The sequence below is a fragment of the Larkinella ripae genome (assembly GCF_054780775.1).
On record NZ_BAAGVR010000020.1, the window covers coordinates 137,386 to 156,414 of the forward strand.

16 protein-coding genes are annotated in these 19,029 nt (G+C 53.9%); 12 read left to right on the forward strand and 4 right to left on the reverse strand.

The features are described 5' to 3' along the window. Positions 1 to 4 precede the first annotated feature (4 nt). Together ACYVHX_RS11700 and ACYVHX_RS11705 are read left to right on the forward strand one after the other, a co-directional pair. Entirely contained in the window at positions 5 to 1,798 is a 1,794-nt protein-coding gene (locus ACYVHX_RS11700; RefSeq protein ID WP_460671823.1) for a cytochrome-c peroxidase, read from the forward strand. Positions 1,799 to 2,301: 503 nt separating this feature from the next. Then, positions 2,302 to 3,804, forward strand: coding sequence for a capsule assembly Wzi family protein (locus tag ACYVHX_RS11705; protein ID WP_460671824.1), 1,503 nt, complete (start codon positions 2,302 to 2,304; stop codon positions 3,802 to 3,804). 51 nt (positions 3,805 to 3,855) lie between these two features. Here the strand turns inward: ACYVHX_RS11705 and ACYVHX_RS11710 are convergent, their stop codons facing one another. Further along, on the reverse strand, positions 3,856 to 5,868 hold the full coding sequence (locus ACYVHX_RS11710) for a M13 family metallopeptidase (protein WP_460671825.1): 2,013 nt from the start codon (positions 5,866 to 5,868) through the stop codon (positions 3,856 to 3,858). An 81-nt stretch (positions 5,869 to 5,949) separates the two neighbouring features. Next, positions 5,950 to 6,312, reverse strand: coding sequence for a MerR family transcriptional regulator (locus ACYVHX_RS11715; RefSeq protein ID WP_460671826.1), 363 nt, complete (start codon positions 6,310 to 6,312; stop codon positions 5,950 to 5,952). A 140-nt stretch (positions 6,313 to 6,452) separates the two neighbouring features. Here ACYVHX_RS11715 and alaS point away from each other — a divergent pair, with 140 nt between their 5' ends. Then, positions 6,453 to 9,464, forward strand: coding sequence for an alanine--tRNA ligase (gene alaS / locus ACYVHX_RS11720; RefSeq protein ID WP_460671827.1), 3,012 nt, complete (start codon positions 6,453 to 6,455; stop codon positions 9,462 to 9,464). A 101-nt stretch (positions 9,465 to 9,565) separates the two neighbouring features. Here the strand turns inward: alaS and ACYVHX_RS11725 are convergent, their stop codons facing one another. Beyond that, entirely contained in the window at positions 9,566 to 9,847 is a 282-nt protein-coding gene (locus ACYVHX_RS11725; RefSeq protein ID WP_460671828.1) for a hypothetical protein, read from the reverse strand. A gap of 198 nt (positions 9,848 to 10,045) precedes the next feature. Here ACYVHX_RS11725 and ACYVHX_RS11730 point away from each other — a divergent pair, with 198 nt between their 5' ends. The 9 genes from ACYVHX_RS11730 (at position 10,046) to ACYVHX_RS11770 (ending at position 17,532) form a co-directional block, all read left to right on the forward strand. Beyond that, a complete protein-coding gene (locus tag ACYVHX_RS11730; RefSeq protein WP_460671829.1) occupies positions 10,046 to 11,734 on the forward strand; it encodes a tetratricopeptide repeat protein in 1,689 nt (562 codons plus the stop codon). A 25-nt stretch (positions 11,735 to 11,759) separates the two neighbouring features. After that, positions 11,760 to 12,116 carry an S-adenosylmethionine decarboxylase family protein gene (locus ACYVHX_RS11735; protein WP_460671830.1) on the forward strand — a complete coding sequence of 119 codons (357 nt, stop codon included), beginning with the start codon at positions 11,760 to 11,762 and terminating at the stop codon, positions 12,114 to 12,116. A gap of 13 nt (positions 12,117 to 12,129) precedes the next feature. Then, entirely contained in the window at positions 12,130 to 13,404 is a 1,275-nt protein-coding gene (locus tag ACYVHX_RS11740) for a DUF4178 domain-containing protein (protein WP_460671831.1), read from the forward strand. Between the two features lie 49 nt (positions 13,405 to 13,453). Continuing rightward, a complete protein-coding gene (locus ACYVHX_RS11745; RefSeq protein WP_460671832.1) occupies positions 13,454 to 13,648 on the forward strand; it encodes a hypothetical protein in 195 nt (64 codons plus the stop codon). An 11-nt stretch (positions 13,649 to 13,659) separates the two neighbouring features. Beyond that, on the forward strand, positions 13,660 to 13,875 hold the full coding sequence (locus ACYVHX_RS11750) for a DUF350 domain-containing protein (RefSeq protein WP_460671833.1): 216 nt from the start codon (positions 13,660 to 13,662) through the stop codon (positions 13,873 to 13,875). After that, on the forward strand, positions 13,868 to 15,391 hold the full coding sequence (locus ACYVHX_RS11755; protein WP_460671834.1) for a polyamine aminopropyltransferase: 1,524 nt from the start codon (positions 13,868 to 13,870) through the stop codon (positions 15,389 to 15,391). The genes ACYVHX_RS11750 and ACYVHX_RS11755 overlap by 8 nt, the downstream gene beginning before the upstream one ends. Continuing rightward, on the forward strand, positions 15,360 to 16,001 hold the full coding sequence (locus tag ACYVHX_RS11760; RefSeq protein WP_460671835.1) for an NAD(P)-binding protein: 642 nt from the start codon (positions 15,360 to 15,362) through the stop codon (positions 15,999 to 16,001). The genes ACYVHX_RS11755 and ACYVHX_RS11760 overlap by 32 nt, the downstream gene beginning before the upstream one ends. A 266-nt stretch (positions 16,002 to 16,267) precedes the next feature. Then, positions 16,268 to 17,014, forward strand: coding sequence for a hypothetical protein (locus ACYVHX_RS11765; protein WP_460671836.1), 747 nt, complete (start codon positions 16,268 to 16,270; stop codon positions 17,012 to 17,014). A 50-nt stretch (positions 17,015 to 17,064) separates the two neighbouring features. Next, positions 17,065 to 17,532 (forward strand): nuclear transport factor 2 family protein, encoded by a 468-nt coding sequence (locus ACYVHX_RS11770; RefSeq protein ID WP_460671837.1) that lies wholly within the window; start codon positions 17,065 to 17,067, stop codon positions 17,530 to 17,532. 185 nt (positions 17,533 to 17,717) lie between these two features. On the opposite strand, the gene ACYVHX_RS11775 is transcribed toward ACYVHX_RS11770, so the two are convergent. After that, complete coding sequence (locus ACYVHX_RS11775; RefSeq protein ID WP_460671838.1) at positions 17,718 to 19,016, reverse strand: hypothetical protein; 1,299 nt, start codon at positions 19,014 to 19,016, stop codon at positions 17,718 to 17,720. Positions 19,017 to 19,029: the final 13 nt, after the last annotated feature.

Here is a 19,029-nt window from a genome sequence, read left to right on the forward strand (position 1 = left end):
TTTTGTGATCGTTCTGGCGCGACTGGACCGGACTAAACGAACGGCCGTCGAACAGGCTAAACAACAGTTTTCCCGCGATTTAACGGCCTTCGACCGGCTGCTTCAGGTCCGGTTTTTACCGCTGGCGGAGCGAAGCAGCCACACTGATTCCTTAAAAACCGCCTTTCTGGCCTGCCGACGGGCCTACAAGAAACTCGAGCCGTTTGCGGAATACTACTTCCCGGCGACAACCCGGCTGGTGAACGGCCCGCCCCTGCCCGAAATCGAAGCCGACGAAGGAAAGATTTTTGAGCCCGGCGGTTTGCAGGTCATCGAAGGATTGCTGTATCCCCGGTTCGAGCCCCGCCGACGCCCGGAACTGATTCGCGAAGTCCGGAAACTCCGGCGCGAACTGCTGCGCTATTCCAGTTTCTGGACCGATACGGAAATGACCGATGCGCATCTGTTCGATCTGCTGCGGCTGCAACTTTTCCGCACCATCACGCTCGGCATCAGCGGCTTCGACACGCCGAACTGCCAGACGGCCATTCCGGAAGCGGCTGTGTCCATCGAGACGATTCGGCGGTACGTTGCGTTCTACCAGCCTCTTGACGCACCCGGTTTTGTGGCCCTGGCTTCCCTGTTCCAAAAAACGGGCGACTATTTAAATCGAAATCCGGTTTTTGACAAATTTGACCGGGCCGGTTTCATCCTAGCGCTAGCGAATCCGCTTTCAACGCAGCTGCTGGCGCACCAGCAACAGCTCGCGATTTGGCCGTTTGCCGAAGTCCGGGCCCTGCGGACGACGGCCAGAACCTTGTTCGACACCAATGCATTTGACCCGGATTTTTACGCGCCCACTGTTGCTCTGCGGTCCAACCGCGCCCGGGTGTTGCTGGGCAAAAAATTGTTTTTCGATCCGATTCTTTCGGTGAACGCCAACGCTGCTGGTGAAAAACGTTCCTGCGCCAGTTGCCACCAACCCAGCCGGGCCTTCACCGACGGGTTGCCCCAAAACGCGACGCTATCCGGCCGGAAAAGCCTACCGCGCAACACGCCTACGCTGCTCAACGCGGCTTTGCAAAATGCCCTGTTTTACGATTTACGGTCGCAAACGCTCGAACATCAATCATCGGATGTCATCGGAAATCCCGACGAAATGCACGGTTCACTGGAGGAAGCCGCCCGGGCGTTGCAGCTTAACAAAGTCTATTTCAGCGCCTTCAGGCAGGCTTTTCCTACGCTTCAGGACCGGATTGAGCCCGTCCATATTCAGAATGCGCTCGCAGCGTACGAACGCTCCCTGATCAGCCTCAACTCCCGGTTTGACCGGTACATGCGGGGGGAGAAAAATAAATCGGGCAAACCGGTTTTATCGACCGAAGAGCTTTTCGGTTTTAATCTGTTCATGGGCAAGGCAAAGTGTGGAACCTGCCACTTTCTGCCGCTTTTCAACGGAACGGTTCCGCCGGTTTTTACCCAAACCGAGTCCGAGGTGATTGGGGTTCCGGTGCAACCTGCGTCAAAACGGATTGATCCGGATTGGGGCCGGTACGGGATTTTTAACCTTGCCCCCCTGAAATACGCCTTCAAAACGCCCACCGTGCGAAACATCGGCCTGACGGGGCCTTACATGCACAACGGCGCTTACCGGACCCTGGAAGAAGTGATTGACTTTTACGAGGCTGGAGGGGGCCGGGGATTGGGCATCCCCCTTAATAACCAGACGCTGGCTGCGGATAAACTTCACCTCACCGATCCGGAAAAAACCGCCCTGATTGCCTTTCTGAAAGCACTGTCGGACGCGGAGCCGCGCTAATTTCCTTCCCCATTCCCGGCCTTTCGCTGCTATTCTGCGCGAATTAGTAGACGCCAACTTAAGAGCGCATAAATAATTTCATATTAGACTAAAAATAAATTCACTACCGGAAACTCACAATTCAAACCTGGTTAAAACATTAAATTTTGGGATTGGTTTGATAGAAAGGCCAGAATTTTAGGTTAAATCGGGAGAATCGGCGTATTCCAACCCTATTTCCGGTCCAAATTAGCTGTCAACTATAATCCAAAGAGTTGTGGCAAATGAGAAAATCAAGTACTATTACTTACCGTTATGGTTGTAAAAAGCACTAATACGAAACGTTCTGTCGGATACTGGTGTCTCTATTTCCTGCTTTTCATCAGCAGTAGTTTTCTGGCGTTGGGGAGTGCGTACATGGCCTACAAACTCACACGCGAGAGCTCCGTTACGGTTGGATTTGCAGGCATCGGGTTTTATGTCATGTTCTTTCTGGGAAGCTCGGCCTTTATACCCAAACCTAAATGAGAAAACTTTTACCCCTCCTCTTTTGCCCGCTTGCCGGGCTCAGCCAAAACCCAATTGAAGTAAAACCGGTCCAGTTATTTGCCGAAGTGGGCGGTTTTTACACCTCCAGTCCGCAACCCCCTTTTTGGCTCCGGGCCAACCAATTCGGCACGGTTCCGCTAACAACTCCATACGGCACCCTACGGGCCGGTTTTCGTCAGGACGACCGGTTTTACCAACTCGACGACACTAAACCGACGAAAAAGCGAAATTTCATCGGTTTTGGCTACGGCGTCGAACTGGTCGGCAATGTCGGGCAGGCTGTCAAAACCACCCTGATCATCCCCGAACTGTATGCCAAGGTTCGCGTCGGTGCCTTTGAAATCATGGCCGGTCGGCGCCGGGAGGTGATCGGGCTGGTCGATTCGACGCTCAGTTCAGGCTCGTACAGCTGGTCGGGCAATGCGCTACCGCTGCCCAAAATTCAGATTTCACTTTCGCAGTATACGCCGGTGCCGTTTACGGCCGGATTGCTTTCCGTTCGCGGACTGTACGCCCACGGCTGGTTCGATTCGGGATTTGTCCGCAATGCTTACCTGCACCAGAAAGCGCTGTATGCCCGAATTGGCAAAGCCAACTGGCCCGTGAAACTCTACGCCGGTGCCAATCATCAGGTGGTTTGGGGCGGCACCACCACCGAGCTGACCGAAGGACTGGTCAAAAACGACCATCTGCCGTCGAACATGCAGGCCTACTATTACCTGGTGACCGGAAGCCGGTTGGCCCTCAACACGGTCGACACTACCTACTACAGCAAGTTTGACCGGGAAAACCGGATCGGCAATCACCTCGGCAGTGTGGATGTCGGGCTGGAAGTCAGCACGAAGTCGTTTTCCATTCTGGTGTACCGGCAGAGCGTGTTCGAAGACGGCTCGCTGTTTTACCGCACCAACCTGGAAGACGGCCTGAATGGCATCCGGTTTCGGAACCTGAAGCCCCGCGCCCGCGGTTTCCGCATCACGGGCGCCGTTGCCGAACTGCTGTACACCAAAAGCCAGGGCGGCAGCGTCTTTGAAGATACGGATCAAAAGCGGGGCAAGGATAACTATTTCAACCACAGTCAGTACCGCAACGGCTGGTCGTATTATGGCAACGGCATCGGCACCCCCCTCATTACGCCCCTGACCGACTCACGCCCGAACTTACCGCGCTACGGTTTTTTTGTCAACAACCGGGTCCGGGCATTTCATACCGGTTTGCAGGGGGCCTTTGCCCAAAATTGCACCTTCCTGGTGAAAGTCTCGTACAGCCAGAATTACGGCACCTACGACATGCCGTTTCAGAACACCGTCGAACAGTTTTCGTCGCTTTTGCAGCTCGGCATCCCGGTAAATCAGCGCGGGTTGCTGATCAACTTTTCGGCGGCTTCCGATGCCGGCGGTTTGTTCCCCGCCAGTCATGGCGTCTATGCCGGGCTGCGAAAAACCTGGGATTATTACAAATACCGGGTGAGCCGGTAATAGAATGATGAGTTATGAATGATGTGCTGGGCGGTTTTTGCGGGATGGCTTTTACCAGACGGTGATTCGTTCTGACTCCGGTTTATACATTTTGTCTCCCGGTTTGACATTGAAGGCTTTGTAAAAGGGCGTAAAATTCATCAGTGGGCCGTTCACGCGCCATTTGGCCGGGGAGTGCGGATTGGTGTTGACGTACATGCGCAGAAACTCATCGCGGGTTTTTACCCGCCAGATCCGGGCAATGGAGATAAAAAACCGCTGGTCGGGCGTAAAGCCATCGAGTCTCGTGGAGTCCTTTCCCTGCTCGGTCAATTTAAAGGCGTCGTACGCAATGGCAACGCCCGCCAGATCGGCCGTGTTTTCACCTACGGTTAAAGCGCCTTTGACGTGCACCGAATCGAGGACGGTGAACCGGTTGTACTGATCGATCACCTGCTGGGTTTTCGCTTTAAATTTGGCGTAGTCCGCTTTGGTCCACCAGTCTTTCAGGTTGCCTCCTTTGTCAAACTGCGCCCCCTGATCGTCGAACGAGTGGGTGATTTCGTGCCCGATCACCATGCCGATGCCGCCATAATTCAGTGCGTCATCGGCGTACAGATCAAAATAAGGCGCTTGCAGGATGCCCGCCGGAAAAACGATTTCGTTGAGCGGGGGATTGTTGTAAGCCGTGACCGTGGGTGGCGTCGTCAGCCATTCCGTTCGGTCGACGGGCTGATCCACTTTGGCCAGGTTGAAGCGGTACTCTTCCAGATTGGCCGAAAGCCGGTTTTCAAAATAAGCGTCCCGTTTGACGTTCACTTTCGCGTAATCCCGCCATTTCTCCGGAAAACCGATTTTCTCGGTAAAAGCGTACAGCTTTTCTTTCGCCTTTTTCTTGGTCGAATCGCTCATCCAGTTCAGGCGGGTGATGCGGGTTTCAAACGCTTTTTTGAGGTTATCCACCAAAACCGCCATCCGTTTCCGGGCCGCATCCGGAAAGTATTTTTTTACGTACACCTGAGCTAGTGCCTCACCCAGCGAGCGGTCAACGGCCTGCGTCATTTCCTCGGCCCGTGGTTTCATCACCGCCTGTCCGGTCAGAATTTTGGCATAGTCAAAGGACGCATCCACAAACGGTTGGCTCAGAAAACCGGCGTAATTGGCCAGCGTGTGGGCTTTTAAATAAACTTTCCAGTCGGATATGGAAACCGATTTCAACAGCGCATTCAGCCGGTCGTAATACGCCGGCTGGCCTACGTTAACCGAATCCGTCTTGACACCCAGGTTATCCAGCAAGGCCGTCCAGCTCAGGTTCGGGTGCTTTTTGGCCAGCCCCGCAACCGCCAGCTTGTTGTAGTTGGCCTGTACATCCCGGAGCTGAACGTTGGTCCGGTGCGCCGAAGCCAGTTGTTTTTCGAGGCTGTAGGCAACAGTAGCGTTTTTCCGGGCCGCCGGGGCTGCCGTTCCGGTCAGTTCAAACAAACGGGCGAGGTAGGTTTGGTAGGCGTTTTGAATCGCAAGGGTCGACGAATCCGTCTTGAAATAATAGTCTCGTTCGGGCAGGCCGATGCCGGTTTGGTAAAACTGGGCAATGTTGACCGAACTGTGTTTCTCGTCGGGGCCAACCGAAAAGCCCAGCAGGGAGCCATTCCCGGTTTTTTGTTCGTCGGTCACCAGTTTCAGTAAAGCGGGCACATCGGTCACCGCATCGATGCGGGCAAGCACGGGTTTAATGGGATCATACCCCCGCTTGTTGATGGCGGCCGTGTCCATGCCGGAGGCATAAAAGTCGCCTACTTTTTGTTCGATGCTGCCCGCCGGATGGCTTCCCGCCGACAGGCTGTCCAGAATCCCCTGGAGCCGGATGCGCTGGGGGTAGTTCAGGAAAGAATACGAACCCACGCCGGTCTGACTGGCCGGAATGCGGGCGGAATCGGCCCAGATGCCGTTCACGTAGGTGAAAAAGTCATCCCCCGGTTTTTTGGACGTGTCGATGCCGGTGATGACGACCCGGTTTTCATACGACTTTTTTTGACAGGAGCTGGCCAGCAGCAGGACGAGAACGCAGCAATGGATTTTTTTCATATTTTATCCTTAGCGATTGTTGCGAGTCGATCGCTTTCTATTCTTAGGGAAGTTGACAAAAAAGCCGTTAAAAACCGCAACCTACTGGTCATTGGAAGTCGCGGGCTGGTTCTCACGCTCCTCCAGCGAATCGCGGGATTCCACCAGAAATTTACGAATTTCCTGCAAGCGGGTGATAATCTGTTTGATTTCGGTCTGGCGCGACGTCCGGCCTTTCAGGTGCTGGCGGGCTCCTTCCAGGGTCAGTTTCCGTTCTTCGACCAACTCCAGAATCGCCCGCAGGTGTTCAATATCTTCTTTGGTATAAATCCGGTCACCGGCCCGGTTTTTCCGGGGTTTCAGCGTCGGAAACTCCTTTTCGTAAAACCGCAGTTTTGAAATATTCACCCCCAGCATGTCGGCCACTTCCCGAATGCCGTAATAGCGTTTGGTTAACTCTTCCATACCTTCCGAGTCGCGAATGAGCGAATTAGTGACTGAGCGAATAGAATGTAAACGGCGAAAATAGCTTAAATTTGCAAAAACTCTGGACGTTTGATGGCGGCTGTTCGGCGGCTTCCTCAAATTGTCAACCGTCAAGCATCATGACTTCAAGTGAAATCCGCCAGCATTTTTTAGACTTCTTTCGCAGCAAAGACCACCTGATTGTGGCCTCCGCGCCCCTGGTTGCCAAAAACGACCCGACGCTGATGTTCAACAATTCGGGCATGGCCCAATTTAAAGATTTTTTTCTGGGCAACGGCACACCGCCCGCCCGGCGCGTCGCCGACACGCAGAAATGTCTGCGGGTTTCGGGCAAGCACAACGACCTCGAGGATGTGGGTTTCGATACCTACCACCACACGATGTTCGAGATGCTCGGCAACTGGTCGTTCGGCGATTATTTCAAGAAAGAAGCCATTAGCTGGGCCTGGGAGCTGCTGACGGAAGTGTACAAACTGCCGAAAGATCGTCTGTACGTGTCGGTTTTTCAGGGCGATGAACGCGACAAGGTGCCGTTTGATCAGGAAGCCTGGGATTTGTGGAAACCGATTGTGGGCGAAAACCGCATCATTCTCGGCAACAAAAAAGACAATTTCTGGGAAATGGGTGATACGGGCCCCTGTGGTCCATGCTCCGAGATTCACGTCGATCTGCGCCCGCAGTCGGACGTCGATCAAAAACCGGGTAAGGAGTTGGTCAACGCCGATCACCCGCAGGTGGTCGAAATCTGGAACCTGGTGTTTATGCAGTTCAACCGCAAGGCCGACGGTTCGCTGGAACCGTTGCCCGCCCGGCACGTCGATACGGGCATGGGCTTCGAGCGGCTTTGCATGGCGATTCAAAGCAAACTTTCCAACTACGACACCGACGTGTTTACGAACACGATCCGGGTGATCGAGGAAATTTCGGGCAAAACCTACGGTACTGAAGAAGGGCGTAATAGTTATTACTCAAATGTTGCAATGAGGGTAATTGCTGATCACATTAGGGCTGTTTCATTTGCTATTTCAGATGGCCAAGTACCTGATAATGGAAGCAGAGGATATGTTATTCGAAGAATTCTGCGAAGAGCTGTTTTTTATGGTAACTACCACCTTGGCATCAAGGATCCTTTCTTTTACAAACTAGTTCCTATTATAGCAAACCAGTTTAGTGATGTCTTTCCTGAATTAAATTCCCAATTAACTTTTGTTTCAAAAGTTATTCAAGAAGAAGAAGTTTCATTTTTGAAAACTTTAGATAGTGGCGCTAAATTATTAGACAGCTTTATCGCTAAAAAACTGTCTACTCTGTTAGATGCATCAAAAAAATGGGTTTTGACACAGTTGCGAGAAATTGAAAACAGTAGAATTCAATTAGGAGTTAAAAACCTTGATGATTGGCTATTAAATACAAACAACAATATTGAAAATAGAATAAATTTATTTTCAAGTATTGGAACACTCCTTATCTCACAATTACATGAAATCTTCAATTCTGTAAATAAGGTTGATTTAACTGAAATAGGCCAAGAGTACTTCGATAATGCTAAACAAGAGTTTGAAAATTTAAGATATGAGTTTGAAGATACGCTTAAAATTGAGGGAGAAGTTATTTTTGAATTAAAGGATACACATGGTTTTCCTAAAGATTTAACCGCCTTAATAGCAAGAGAAAGAGGTTTCAACATAGATGAGGAGGGTTACATAGCTTTGCTAGCAATCCAGAAAGAACGCTCCCGGAAAGATGCCTCCTCCTCGACCGGCGACTGGTTCTCCTGGGTTAACCAAGAGAACTTTGACGGAGTTAAATTTACTGGATACGATGAGACGGAAACAGAATCAGAAATAGCTGAATTTCGTAAAGTCCAAAATAAGCAAGGAACACAATACCAAATCGTATTATCAGAAACACCCTTTTATGCTGAATCTGGTGGACAAGTTGGTGATACTGGTATTATAGAAATTCTTAATACGTATCAACTTTTTATTGGCAGTAAAAAAATAGATTTGAGCTACTTACAAGGTCACATTATTAATATTATTGATACCAAGAAAGAAAATAATTTAACAATTCACATTACAGATGATCCAATCCTTGATCAAATTATCGAAGGCTGGAAAAATGAAGGTTTAGCAGGTATTCGCGTACTAGCCAAAGTTGATGCCGACCGGCGCAAGGCCATCTCCGATAACCACTCGGCGACTCACCTGCTCCACGCGGCACTGCGCGATGTGCTCGGCAAACACGTTGCCCAGAAAGGTTCGTACGTCGGGCCGGATGCGCTGCGGTTTGACTTCTCGCACTTTAGTAAAGTTACGGACGACGAACTGGCTGAGGTTGAGCGAATTGTCAACGAGAAAATCCGGGAAAACATTCCCCTGGACGAACGGCGAAACGTCCCCATCGGCGAAGCAAAAAGCCTGGGAGCGACGGCTTTATTCGGGGAAAAATACGGCGATTTCGTCCGCGTCATTACGTTCGATCCGAGCTATTCGGTCGAGCTTTGCGGGGGTACGCACGTTCCGGCGACGGGGCAGATTGGTCTTTTCAAATTCACCTCGGAAGGCTCGGTTTCTACGGGTGTCCGGCGGATCGAAGCCGTAACCGCCGAAAAGGCGCTGGCCCTCCTCAACGAACAGCAGGCCACGCTTGATCAGTTGAAAGAGTTGCTGAAAGCCCCAAAGGACGTGCTGAAAGCCGTGCAAAGTCTGCTGGACGAGCGCAGCCAGTTGCAGAAGAAAATCGAGGTGCTGGAAGCGGAAAAATTACAGAAAGTCAAGTCGGATTTGCTGACGAAAGTCCACGCCAGCAACGGCCATTTTGTCATTGTCGAGCGCGTCGAAGTTCCCAATGCCGATGCGCTGAAGCAACTGGCGTACGACCTGAAAGCGAAAGTGGAAAATCTGGCGGTGGTGCTGGGGTCCGACATTGGCGGAAAACCGCAACTGGCCGTGATGCTCTCCGACGAGCTGATCCGGGACAAAAACCTCCACGCCGGCACCCTCGTCAAAGAACTGGCGAAGGAAATACGGGGCGGTGGCGGTGGACAGCCGTTCTTTGCCACGGCGGGCGGTTCCGACGCCAGCGGCCTCGACCGGGCCCTGGCCAAAGGCCGCGAGCTGTTGAAATAACCGGTTACGGTTTTGGGTTTTCGGTATTCGGTTTACGGTGGCTGACGCATGCTTTGTACGCGTCAGCCACCGTAAACCGTAAACCAAAAACCGTAAACCTCCTAAGGCGTCACGTCCTTGTTTTTTTCGTCATATTCGCCCGTCTGGTGTTCCGAACCGAAGACGGAGCCCAGGTACGAATGCTGCCAGTCTTCCACCTGATCGGGCGTTTTCAGTTCTTCAATCTCGATCACCCGATGTTTCAGGTGCGGATACTGGGCGTTCAGGTCCTGTTCAATGAGCTCCGCTTCGGGAGCGCCACTCAGTTTCATCGGAATGGTGGTGGGCGTTTCAGCTCCTAATTCATCAACGCCAACGGCGCGAACGACAAACATCTTTTCCATACAAGCGCTGGTTTTTCTTCAATAACTCGTTACCGACGCAAAAGTTACCAGGCCGATCATTTACTGAACGGTTGACCGATGCGGTTTTAAATTTCTATCTTTACGTACCTACGGACCGCCCCGTTTAGTCCGTAACGATTCCCGTACTAGTCTGAGGCTTCAAAAAACACGGTTTTTCGCCCCTGGGACCGCATTATCATGAAACGACTTCATTCCTATTCCCTCCTCCCCATTCTCCTGATCGCCCTGCTGATCGGGGAGTTTAAGCCGACGGAACGGCCAACCCTTCCGGTTTTATCGGGCACTCCCGACCTTCCGGTGGCTCCGATCTGCGGTTTTACACACGTTGGCGGTATTCCGGCTTCGCTGCTGACGCAAACCGTGGCCTTGCGGTCGAATGTCGGGCAATTCCCGACGCCAACCTCCACCAAAAACCCGCAGGCACAGGCGTATTTCGAACAAGGCATGGCCTACCTGCACGGCTATTCGCTGGTTGAAGCCGGCCGTTCGTTCCACGAAGCCCTCAAACTGGATTCAACGTTTGTGATGGCGCACGTCGGCCTGAGCCGCCTGTACATTCAACTGGAGGACAACAAAGCCGCTCTTAAAGCCGCCGAAACCGCCAAATCCTTTTCGAAATTCGCATCGGAACGCGAAAAAGCGCACGTCGAACTGCGGTTTGCGCAGTTGAAAGCCGTCGATTCGCTGAGCAATCAGAAGCTGCTGAATGAGTACCGGAACAAGGTCAACAGCGTCGTTAAAAAATTCCCGACCGATCCGGAACTATGGCTGCTGTCGGGTAACTCCTACGAAAAATTTGCAACCGGTCGCGGGCAGGGTTCATCGACGGGCAGCATTGCCATTTACGAAAAGGTGCTTCAAATGACGCCCAGCCATCCGGCGGCCCACCATTACTTGATTCACGCGTATGAGGGCATGAGCGACTATCCGAAAGCGCTGGAACACGGCAAAGTGTACGCCAAACTGGCTCCGAACCTGGCCCACGCGCTGCACATGTACGCCCACGACCTGATGAAAACCGGGGATGTGGACGAGGCCATTGCCGAAATGAAGCAGACCGATGCCATCGAACGCAATTTGTATTCGAGCGAAAAATACGACGCCATGTACGACTGGCATCACATTCATAACATCTCGCTGCTGGCCCTCTGCTACCAGTACCAGGGCCGGATTCAGGAAGCGGAAGCCCTGGTAAAAGAACGGTTTGCGATCAAACGCCCGATCAACCTGGAACGCACGTTCTACAACAAAATGGGCTACCCGACGCTGCTGATTTCGCAAAACCGGGATGCCGAAGCCGCGCCCATTGCGAGCGAGATGCTGAAAGGCAAAACGCCGGGCGAACGCGTGATCGGTCATTATTTGCTGGGCATGATCGCCCTGAAAAAGAAGCAGCTGGAAACCGCCCGGGCCGAACTGAAACGGGCCCAAACCGAGTTGGTCGAAGCCAAGAAGAGTTCCCAGACCGACTGGCTCAATGCCTGGCTCGATCCGCATCCGAAGTTTCTGGCCTCCCTCCTGGCCCTGCACGATCCCGCTGGTCGCGAAAAAGGACTGGCCGACATTCGCAAGTTCCAGGCCAGCGCCCGCGAACAAACCGGCCCCGACCCCTGGATTGAAGCCTTGTTTCAGCTGGAAATGATTGCGCAGGTGGCTCATCAACTGAAACTGAACGAATTCGCCGAAGAATCCACGAAAGTGCTGGCCGAACACGATCCGTACTACCCGGGTACGCATTTTGCCCTGGCCCGCATTGCCGACCTTAAAGGCGACAAAACCACCGCCGAACGCGAACGCGAACGGGCCCGCCAGGGGTGGTCGAAGGCCGACGCCGTTTTTTTAGCGCAGAATTTCCCTAAAAAATAACCAGCGAACGTTTATCTTGCCGGCTATGAACGCCTACCGTCCCGGCCTGCACATCTTGTCGACCTTTGAAGCGCCTTTGCCGGCCCTGACCAATCCGGAACGCTGCCGGCAGGCCTTCGACCGGCTGGTACTGGAGCTCGAACTCGCAAAGGTGGGGGAAGTGTACCACGCTTTTCCGAACGGCGGTTTTACGGCGGTCCTCTGCCTGACCGAATCGCACGTGTCCGTGCACACCTGGCCCGAAAACGGACTGGCCACGTTCGACGTTTTTCTGTCTAATTTTCAACACGATAACACCGCCAAAGTTCGCCGGTTTTATGCCGAAACCCTCCGGTTTTTCGAAGCCGGGGCGGTTTTGAATGAACAGGAAATCAGCCGCTGATTGTTGCCAGACCATGCCCACCGAATTCCCCACGCCCGAACGTTCGTTTAACTGTCCGCATTGCCAGGCACCGTTTCGGGCGTACGATCTGTCGGAGAGCAGCTATTTCTGCTGTGCGGAATGCCGGACGTATTTTCACTACGGGGATACGGGGCCGATGGAAATCCTGACCGCTTTTCCCCCCACGCCGACCGAACCGTTGATACCGCTCGGCGCTGAAGGGTATCTGGATGGCACCTGGATCCGGGTGACGGGTTACCTCCGCAAACGGGAAGTGAAGTACGACGAAAGCTGGATGGAATACGTCCTGATGACGAACGGAACCGGTTACCAGATGCTGTCCGAATACAACGGACACTGGTCGCTGATCCGGCCGGCGGAGGGCCATTACCAGGAAGAAAAAGGGCAGATCGTCCGGTCCGAAAACCGGGAATACAAACTTTATAATCAATACAATTGCCTGATCCTGAGCGCTTCCGGTGAATTTTTCTGGAACATTCTGGATGACAACCGCCTGACCATTTCCGAATACATCCACCCGCCCTATTTGCTGAGTCACGAGCAGGGCGTTAAAAATCCGGAATGGTACCAGGCCACCTACAAAACGCCAGCTGAAATCGCCCAGGCGTTTGGTCTGACCGAGGCCCGAAATGCTTTGCCGCGAGCATCCGGTGTCGGGGCCATTCAGCCAAATTCCGCCAGGCAGAAACAGAAAGTCATTGGCTGGCTGGCCAGTCGGCTGGCAATGGTTGTGGTGGGGCTTCAGGTCGTTTTCTTTTTGCTTAAACCGCCGAAAACGCGGCTCGATCAACCGTATTTCTGGGATTCGGATTCGACGAAGCAAAGCCGCTCGCAGCCCCTGGTGTCACCCTCGTTTGCCATCGACGGCCCGGCGGCTGTCGGAATACGCCTGAAAGTCGATGTCGATAACAACTGGTTTGAACTGCCGGTCAGTCTGATCAATGAACAGTCGGGGCAAACCTACGAGTTTACGCGCATCGTGGAATATTACCACGGCGTCGAAGGCGGGGAAAGCTGGACGGAAGGTGCGCAGGAAGACGAAGCGGTCCTGTCCCGGATTCCGGCGGGTCAATACCACCTGAACTTCTATCCGTCGTCGGAGGGAAAAAACCGCGTCAATTTTCAGGTCAAAGTGGTTCAGAACCCGGTTTTGTATTCCAATTTTTTTCTGATACTGGCGCTGATTGCGGTTTACCCCGTCATGTTATTTTTCAAGGGTAACACGTTTGAGCAAAAGCGTTGGGAGCAAAGTGATTTCGGTCCCTGACCCCACTTGGTTATTCAACATTCATTATTCTTTATTCATTCCACCTCTCATGTGGCCGAAACTAAAAAAAGCTAAATATTTTGCGCTGGTGGGCGGTTTGCTGCTGGCGGGTTTTGGCTGGGCCGAACTTTCGGGCCTCCGGCTCCTGGGCGACGACCTGGAAAGCGTCGATAAACTCGAAAATTACAAGCAAGGTTCCGGCGGTCGGCACACCAGCCGACGCGGCTATTTTTACCACAAATAACCCTTACACGCATGGATCTGTCTACGCTGAAGTACATTGTCCCCTCCGTCGTTTATTCGCTGGTGGGCATTCTGATTCTGGTGATCAGCTTCGTCATCATCGAAAAAATTGCCCCTGAAAACCTCTGGAAAAAGATCGTCGATGACGAAAACGTGGCCCTGTCGATTCTGGCCGCAGCTTTCATGATTGCGGTTGCCATTATCATCAGTTCCGCCATTCATGAGTGATTCGTCAAACCGGCGTCGGCACCTGCTGTTGCTGCTGTCGGTTTTTGTCATTGCCACCTGCGGCCTCATCTACGAACTGGTGGCCGGAACGCTGGCCAGTTACCTGCTCGGCGACTCGGTAACGCAGTTTTCGACCATCATCGGCGTTTACCTGTTTTCGATGGGCATTGGCTCGTGGCTCTCCAAATACCTCGAAGGCAACCTGCTGCAATGGTTTATCCGGATCGAAATTCTGGTCGGGCTGGTGGGTGGTTGCAGCGCCCCCCTGCTTTTTGTCCTGTTCGAGTACGCGGCTTCATTTCGGGTGGTGCTGTACACGTTCGTGAGCCTGACCGGTATTCTGGTGGGGCTGGAAATTCCGCTGCTGATGCGGATCCTGGAAAACCAGCTTTCGTTCAAAGAACTGGTTTCGCGGGTTTTCACCTTCGATTACATCGGTGCGTTGCTCGCGTCCCTGATTTTTCCGCTGGTGCTGGTGCCCTACCTCGGCCTGATTCGCACATCGCTGTTTTTCGGCCTGATGAACATTGCCGTTGCCTGGTTTCTGCTGCACCAGTTTCCCGAAACCAAAACCTACCGGCGCTCGCTCACCAGTGCCGTGCTGCTTTCCTCCCTCCTGCTACTGGGCGGTTTTGTCTACGCCGAAAGCATCATGAGTTACACCGAAAACCTGACTTTTCAGGACAAGGTAATTTACAGCAAAAGCACGTCCTACCAACGCATTGTGCTAACGGCCAATTCCCGCGAATTTCGCCTGTTCCTGAACGGAAACCTGCAATTCAGCTCGTCGGACGAATACCGGTACCACGAAGCGCTGGTTCATCCGGCCCTGCAGGCGCTCCCCACCGCCAGCCGGGTGCTGGTGCTGGGCGGAGGTGACGGGCTGGCCGTTCGCGAAATCCTGAAATATCCGCAGATTCAGGCGATTTCGCTCGTCGATCTGGACCCCGGCATGACCGATCTTTTCCGGCAAAACAGCCTTTTGGTGAGTCTCAACGAACGCTCGCTGTTATCGCCAAAAGTCAAAATCATCAATACCGACGCCTACAATTTTGTCCGGCAGGATACGGCCCGTTACGACCTGATTGTGGTGGACTTTCCGGACCCTTCCAATTATTCGATCGGGAAATTGTACAGCACTGCTTTTTACCAGGAACTCCACCGCATCCTGAAACCGGGTGGCCTCACGGTGGTGCAGTCCACTTCGCCTTACATTGCCCGGCAATCGTTTTGGTGCATCCGAAACACGCTGGCGGCATCCGGTTTTCAAACCATTCCGTACCACGCCTTCGTGCCGTCATTCGGCGAATGGGGCTTCGTGCTGGCCCTGCGCAACCACCACTGGCGGGGTGATGGTCCGCTGCCACCCGGTTTGCGGTTTATCAATGCACGAACGCTGCACGACATGCTCAATTTCCCACCCGACATGGCCGAGGTACCCACCGACATCAACAAACTTAACAACCAGGTTCTGGTGCATTATTTTGAAGACGACTGGACGCCCTACGCCCACTGATGCCCCGGATTCGGCCGGACGCCGGCAGTTTCTCGAACAGGCGGCCGGTCTAGGTGCATCGGTTTTGCTGGCCGGGGCCGCGGGGCTGTCGGGTTGCCAGCCGTCACACGCCCACATCCAGGGCGGCATGGCAGGCGCCAATCACCGCGTCGGTCATTTCCTGCGAAACCCCGAAAACCTGCCGCAGCCGAGCCGGAAGCTGGAAACCGGGGTGTTGATTGTGGGGGGCGGGGTGGCCGGATTGTCGGCCCGGCGGTGGCTCTGGCAGCAGGGGCAGCGCGACGTCCTCCTGGTGGAACTCGAGGACCGGATCGGCGGCAACGCGGCCAGCGGCCAGAATGCCGTATCCGCCTTTCCGTGGGGCGCCCATTACCTGCCGATTCCGGACCAGCGGAACCGCGAACTCCTCGATTTTCTCATTGAATGCCAGGCCATCACCGGTTTTGATGCCAGCGGTTTGCCCATCTACAATGAGTATTACCTCTGTCACGAACCCGAAGAACGGTTGTTTATTCACGGGTACTGGCAGGAAGGACTGGTGCCGAATGTGGGCGTTCCGGCTGACGACCAGCAGCAAATCACCCGGTTTTTAAGCTGGTTGACGAGCTGAAACACGCCAAAGGGCGGGATGGCCGGGATGCGTTCGCCATTCCGCTGGATCAGTCGTCGGATGATGAACAGTTTCGGCGCTGGGATGCGGTTTCGTTTGAACACTACCTGAACGAGCAACAGCTTACTTCGCCCTACCTGCGCTGGTACCTCGAATACGGCTGCCGGGACGACTACGGCACGACGCTGGCAACCACCTCCGCCTGGGCCGGACTGCATTACTTTGCCGCCCGCAAAGGCACGGCCTCCAATGCCGACGCCCAGTCGGTGCTGACCTGGCCGGAAGGAAACGGGTTTTTAGTCCAGCAACTGGAGCAGCAGGCCAGCGCTCCCATTCAGTCCAAGCTGCTGATTTTCGAGGTGACCAAAAACCGGTCAGGGGTTCAAATCCACGGATACGACGTGTCCCGCAACGAAACTGTGCTGATTCAGGCCCAAAAAGTTTTGCTGGCAACTCCGCAGTTTATCAGTCGAAAACTCTTGAATCTCCCCGCTTCGCCCGACTTCCACTACGCGCCCTGGCTGGTGGCCAACCTGACCGTCAGTGGTTTACCGCAAAACCGGGGAATGCCCCTGTGCTGGGACAATGTGATTTACGGCGGCTCCTCGGTGGGCTACGTAACGGCTACGCACCAGCACCTGAACGCCAGCGATCCGAAAGTGATTACGGTCTACTGGCCGCTGGTGCAGGAACCGCCCGATCGGGCCCGGCAAAACGCCTTTCAGACTCCCTACGAAAGCTGGCTCCAGCAAATTCTGGCCGAACTCGAAAAAGCGCACCCGGGGGTTAGCGAATACGTTACGACTGCCGATTGCTGGGTCTGGGGCCACGGCATGATCGCGCCGAAACCCGGTTTTATTGGTGGTGAATCGCGCCGGAAAGCGGCCGAACCGATTGATAACACGATTTTCTTTGCCCATTCCGACCTCAGTGGTATTTCCCTGTTCGAAGAAGCGTTTTATCAGGGCATCCGGGCGGCCCGGGAAATTTTAGGGCAAAAACCGCCGGTCTGACAATCTAGCCCCGGACGCCATCGTTGCAGCAAGGAAACACCCACCCAATCATGACCCAACGCTTCCTGTTATTTTTCATTTTTCTGGGTTCAATCAGTCCGTCGCTGGCGCAGCCGGCAGGACACAAACCGATCAGCCGCGCCGAATTTACACGGTTGATGCAAACCGTGGCCGCCGGTTTGAACGAAAACAACGGGCGAAAAGCCGCGGACTGTTTTGCGCTGGACGCCATTTATTCCGAACCGCCCAACAAACAGATTTACCGGGGCCGCGACCGGATTTTTGAGTTTTTCGGCGGTTGGAAAGGGCGCCCGAAACTTATGCAGATGGTTTGGCATCACCTGGCCTTCGACGAGCAGACCCAGATCGGTTCCGGGGAGTTTTCGCTCACCTATGGTACCACCGTTCACGGCATGGTCAGCATCCGGATTCGCGATGGATTGATCGGCAACTGGCGGGAATATTTCTACCAGTCGGCGCTGGACTGGAACGGTTTTGTGCTGCAAAATCCATTTTAATTGTAAAGTAAGCGTAACAGAGGGCTAATTCCCAAAAGAAGCTATCCTTTTCATATCCAGCACTATAAATCCTCTTGTATGCTTCGGAGAGCGCCCTTTTTATTGCACGCCCCCCGAAGTTTATCCCCAGTCGTCGACGGAGCTTCAATGTTGACAGAATTAATCTGGAGCCTTCAGATGGCCTTTTAGGCTTTTTTCAGCCAGCGGTCAAACCAATCAAAGGCGTCCATCTGCATGGCTTTATCGAACTTGTGTTCCCCGTCGTAATAGCGCCCGGCGTACCGATCCCCGGCCCCCGCCTTTTTAAAAACTTCCTGCAGGATCTGGTCGGCTTTTTTCATTTCCGGCAGCGTGTACAGTTCGTCCTGATTGTTGCATTGCACCATTGTCGGGAGTGGCACCCGCAACCCCAGTATTTCCGGAAATTCGAGGTAACGCGGCAACAGGGGCGTGTAGGTCATCCAGGTGTGCGTAAACGCTTTATTCAACGCGAAATCATCCCAGGTCGTCATAAACCCGACGCAGACGCAGCATTTGATGCGCGGGTCCAGCCCCGCCAGATACACGGTTCGCAGGCCACCGCCCGACAAGCCCCCGCAGCCCACCCGCAGCGGATCAACGTCACTGCGGGCACACAAAACCGACAAGGCCACCTGATCTTCGGTCAGGGTCACGCCGGGCCAGGTAGTGCCGGCGCAAAACAACGATTTCGACATGACGTGCTCGTGTTCGGACGACCATTCATTGTAGGTTTCGATGTGCTCCGGTTTTTCCGGATCGGCGTCGGTTTTCCCTGTCGTTTTCAGGTTGGCAAACGTTAATCCGTCCACGTCCCGAAACAACACCCGGCGGCTGCCAAACGCAAAAGCGTCGTGAACCAGCACGACGTACCCGCGTTTGGCGATTTCGTTGGCCCAGGCCCGCCCACTATAATCGACCTGCTGGTGTTCCGCCAACATCGGATGCTGATCGTCCCCGGTTTTGACGATTTTTCGGTACCCAAAGTATTTTTTTCCGGCATGGTCGTGCAGCGCAAGAATGCCCGGCAGCGGTTTTTGGGCATTTTTCGGCTTCAAAATAACTGCTTTCGTCGGCTCTCCGTACGGCAACTGCCAACTGACTTCTTCAATCAACAAACCGTCGTATTCAAAGGTGCGCTCGACTTTCACGGCAGGCAGCGCGGGCTGGGCCGGGGCCGCCACGAGTTCGACCGTTTTTTGCAGGGCCTCCTTTTTCCAGCGGGCCAACTGCTCCGGTTTCCAGCGGGGATTCCGAAACGACAGGGTTCCCGGCCCCCGGAGCGCGGACGACCAGGAACCGTAGCCTCCGATGATGCTTTTTTTATCCGCGGCACTGACGGGGGAAGCGGGCGGCTGGGGGAGCGCCGGCATTTCTTCCTCCGTGGTCAGTGGGGGCATAAACGGTACGGTTCCGGTCAGGAGGGACGATTTGATAAAGGTTCGGCGTGAAGGCTTGGGTTTCATGGAAATAGGAACG

Excerpts from the sequence above, each read along its gene's own strand:
- ACYVHX_RS11735 (WP_460671830.1), top strand. The coding sequence starts at position 11,760 with ATGAACGCCTACCGTCCCGGCCTGCACATCTTGTCGACCTTTGAAGCG.
- ACYVHX_RS11730 (WP_460671829.1), top strand. The coding sequence starts at position 10,046 with ATGAAACGACTTCATTCCTATTCCCTCCTCCCCATTCTCCTGATCGCC.
- ACYVHX_RS11740 (WP_460671831.1), top strand. The coding sequence starts at position 12,130 with ATGCCCACCGAATTCCCCACGCCCGAACGTTCGTTTAACTGTCCGCAT.
- ACYVHX_RS11710 (WP_460671825.1), bottom strand. The coding sequence starts at position 5,868 with ATGAAAAAAATCCATTGCTGCGTTCTCGTCCTGCTGCTGGCCAGCTCC.
- ACYVHX_RS11755 (WP_460671834.1), top strand. The coding sequence starts at position 13,868 with ATGAGTGATTCGTCAAACCGGCGTCGGCACCTGCTGTTGCTGCTGTCG.
- ACYVHX_RS11775 (WP_460671838.1), bottom strand. The coding sequence starts at position 19,016 with ATGAAACCCAAGCCTTCACGCCGAACCTTTATCAAATCGTCCCTCCTG.
- ACYVHX_RS11745 (WP_460671832.1), top strand. The coding sequence starts at position 13,454 with ATGTGGCCGAAACTAAAAAAAGCTAAATATTTTGCGCTGGTGGGCGGT.
- alaS (WP_460671827.1), top strand. The coding sequence starts at position 6,453 with ATGACTTCAAGTGAAATCCGCCAGCATTTTTTAGACTTCTTTCGCAGC.
- ACYVHX_RS11750 (WP_460671833.1), top strand. The coding sequence starts at position 13,660 with ATGGATCTGTCTACGCTGAAGTACATTGTCCCCTCCGTCGTTTATTCG.
- ACYVHX_RS11725 (WP_460671828.1), bottom strand. The coding sequence starts at position 9,847 with ATGGAAAAGATGTTTGTCGTTCGCGCCGTTGGCGTTGATGAATTAGGA.
- ACYVHX_RS11715 (WP_460671826.1), bottom strand. The coding sequence starts at position 6,312 with ATGGAAGAGTTAACCAAACGCTATTACGGCATTCGGGAAGTGGCCGAC.
- ACYVHX_RS11705 (WP_460671824.1), top strand. The coding sequence starts at position 2,302 with ATGAGAAAACTTTTACCCCTCCTCTTTTGCCCGCTTGCCGGGCTCAGC.
- ACYVHX_RS11770 (WP_460671837.1), top strand. The coding sequence starts at position 17,065 with ATGACCCAACGCTTCCTGTTATTTTTCATTTTTCTGGGTTCAATCAGT.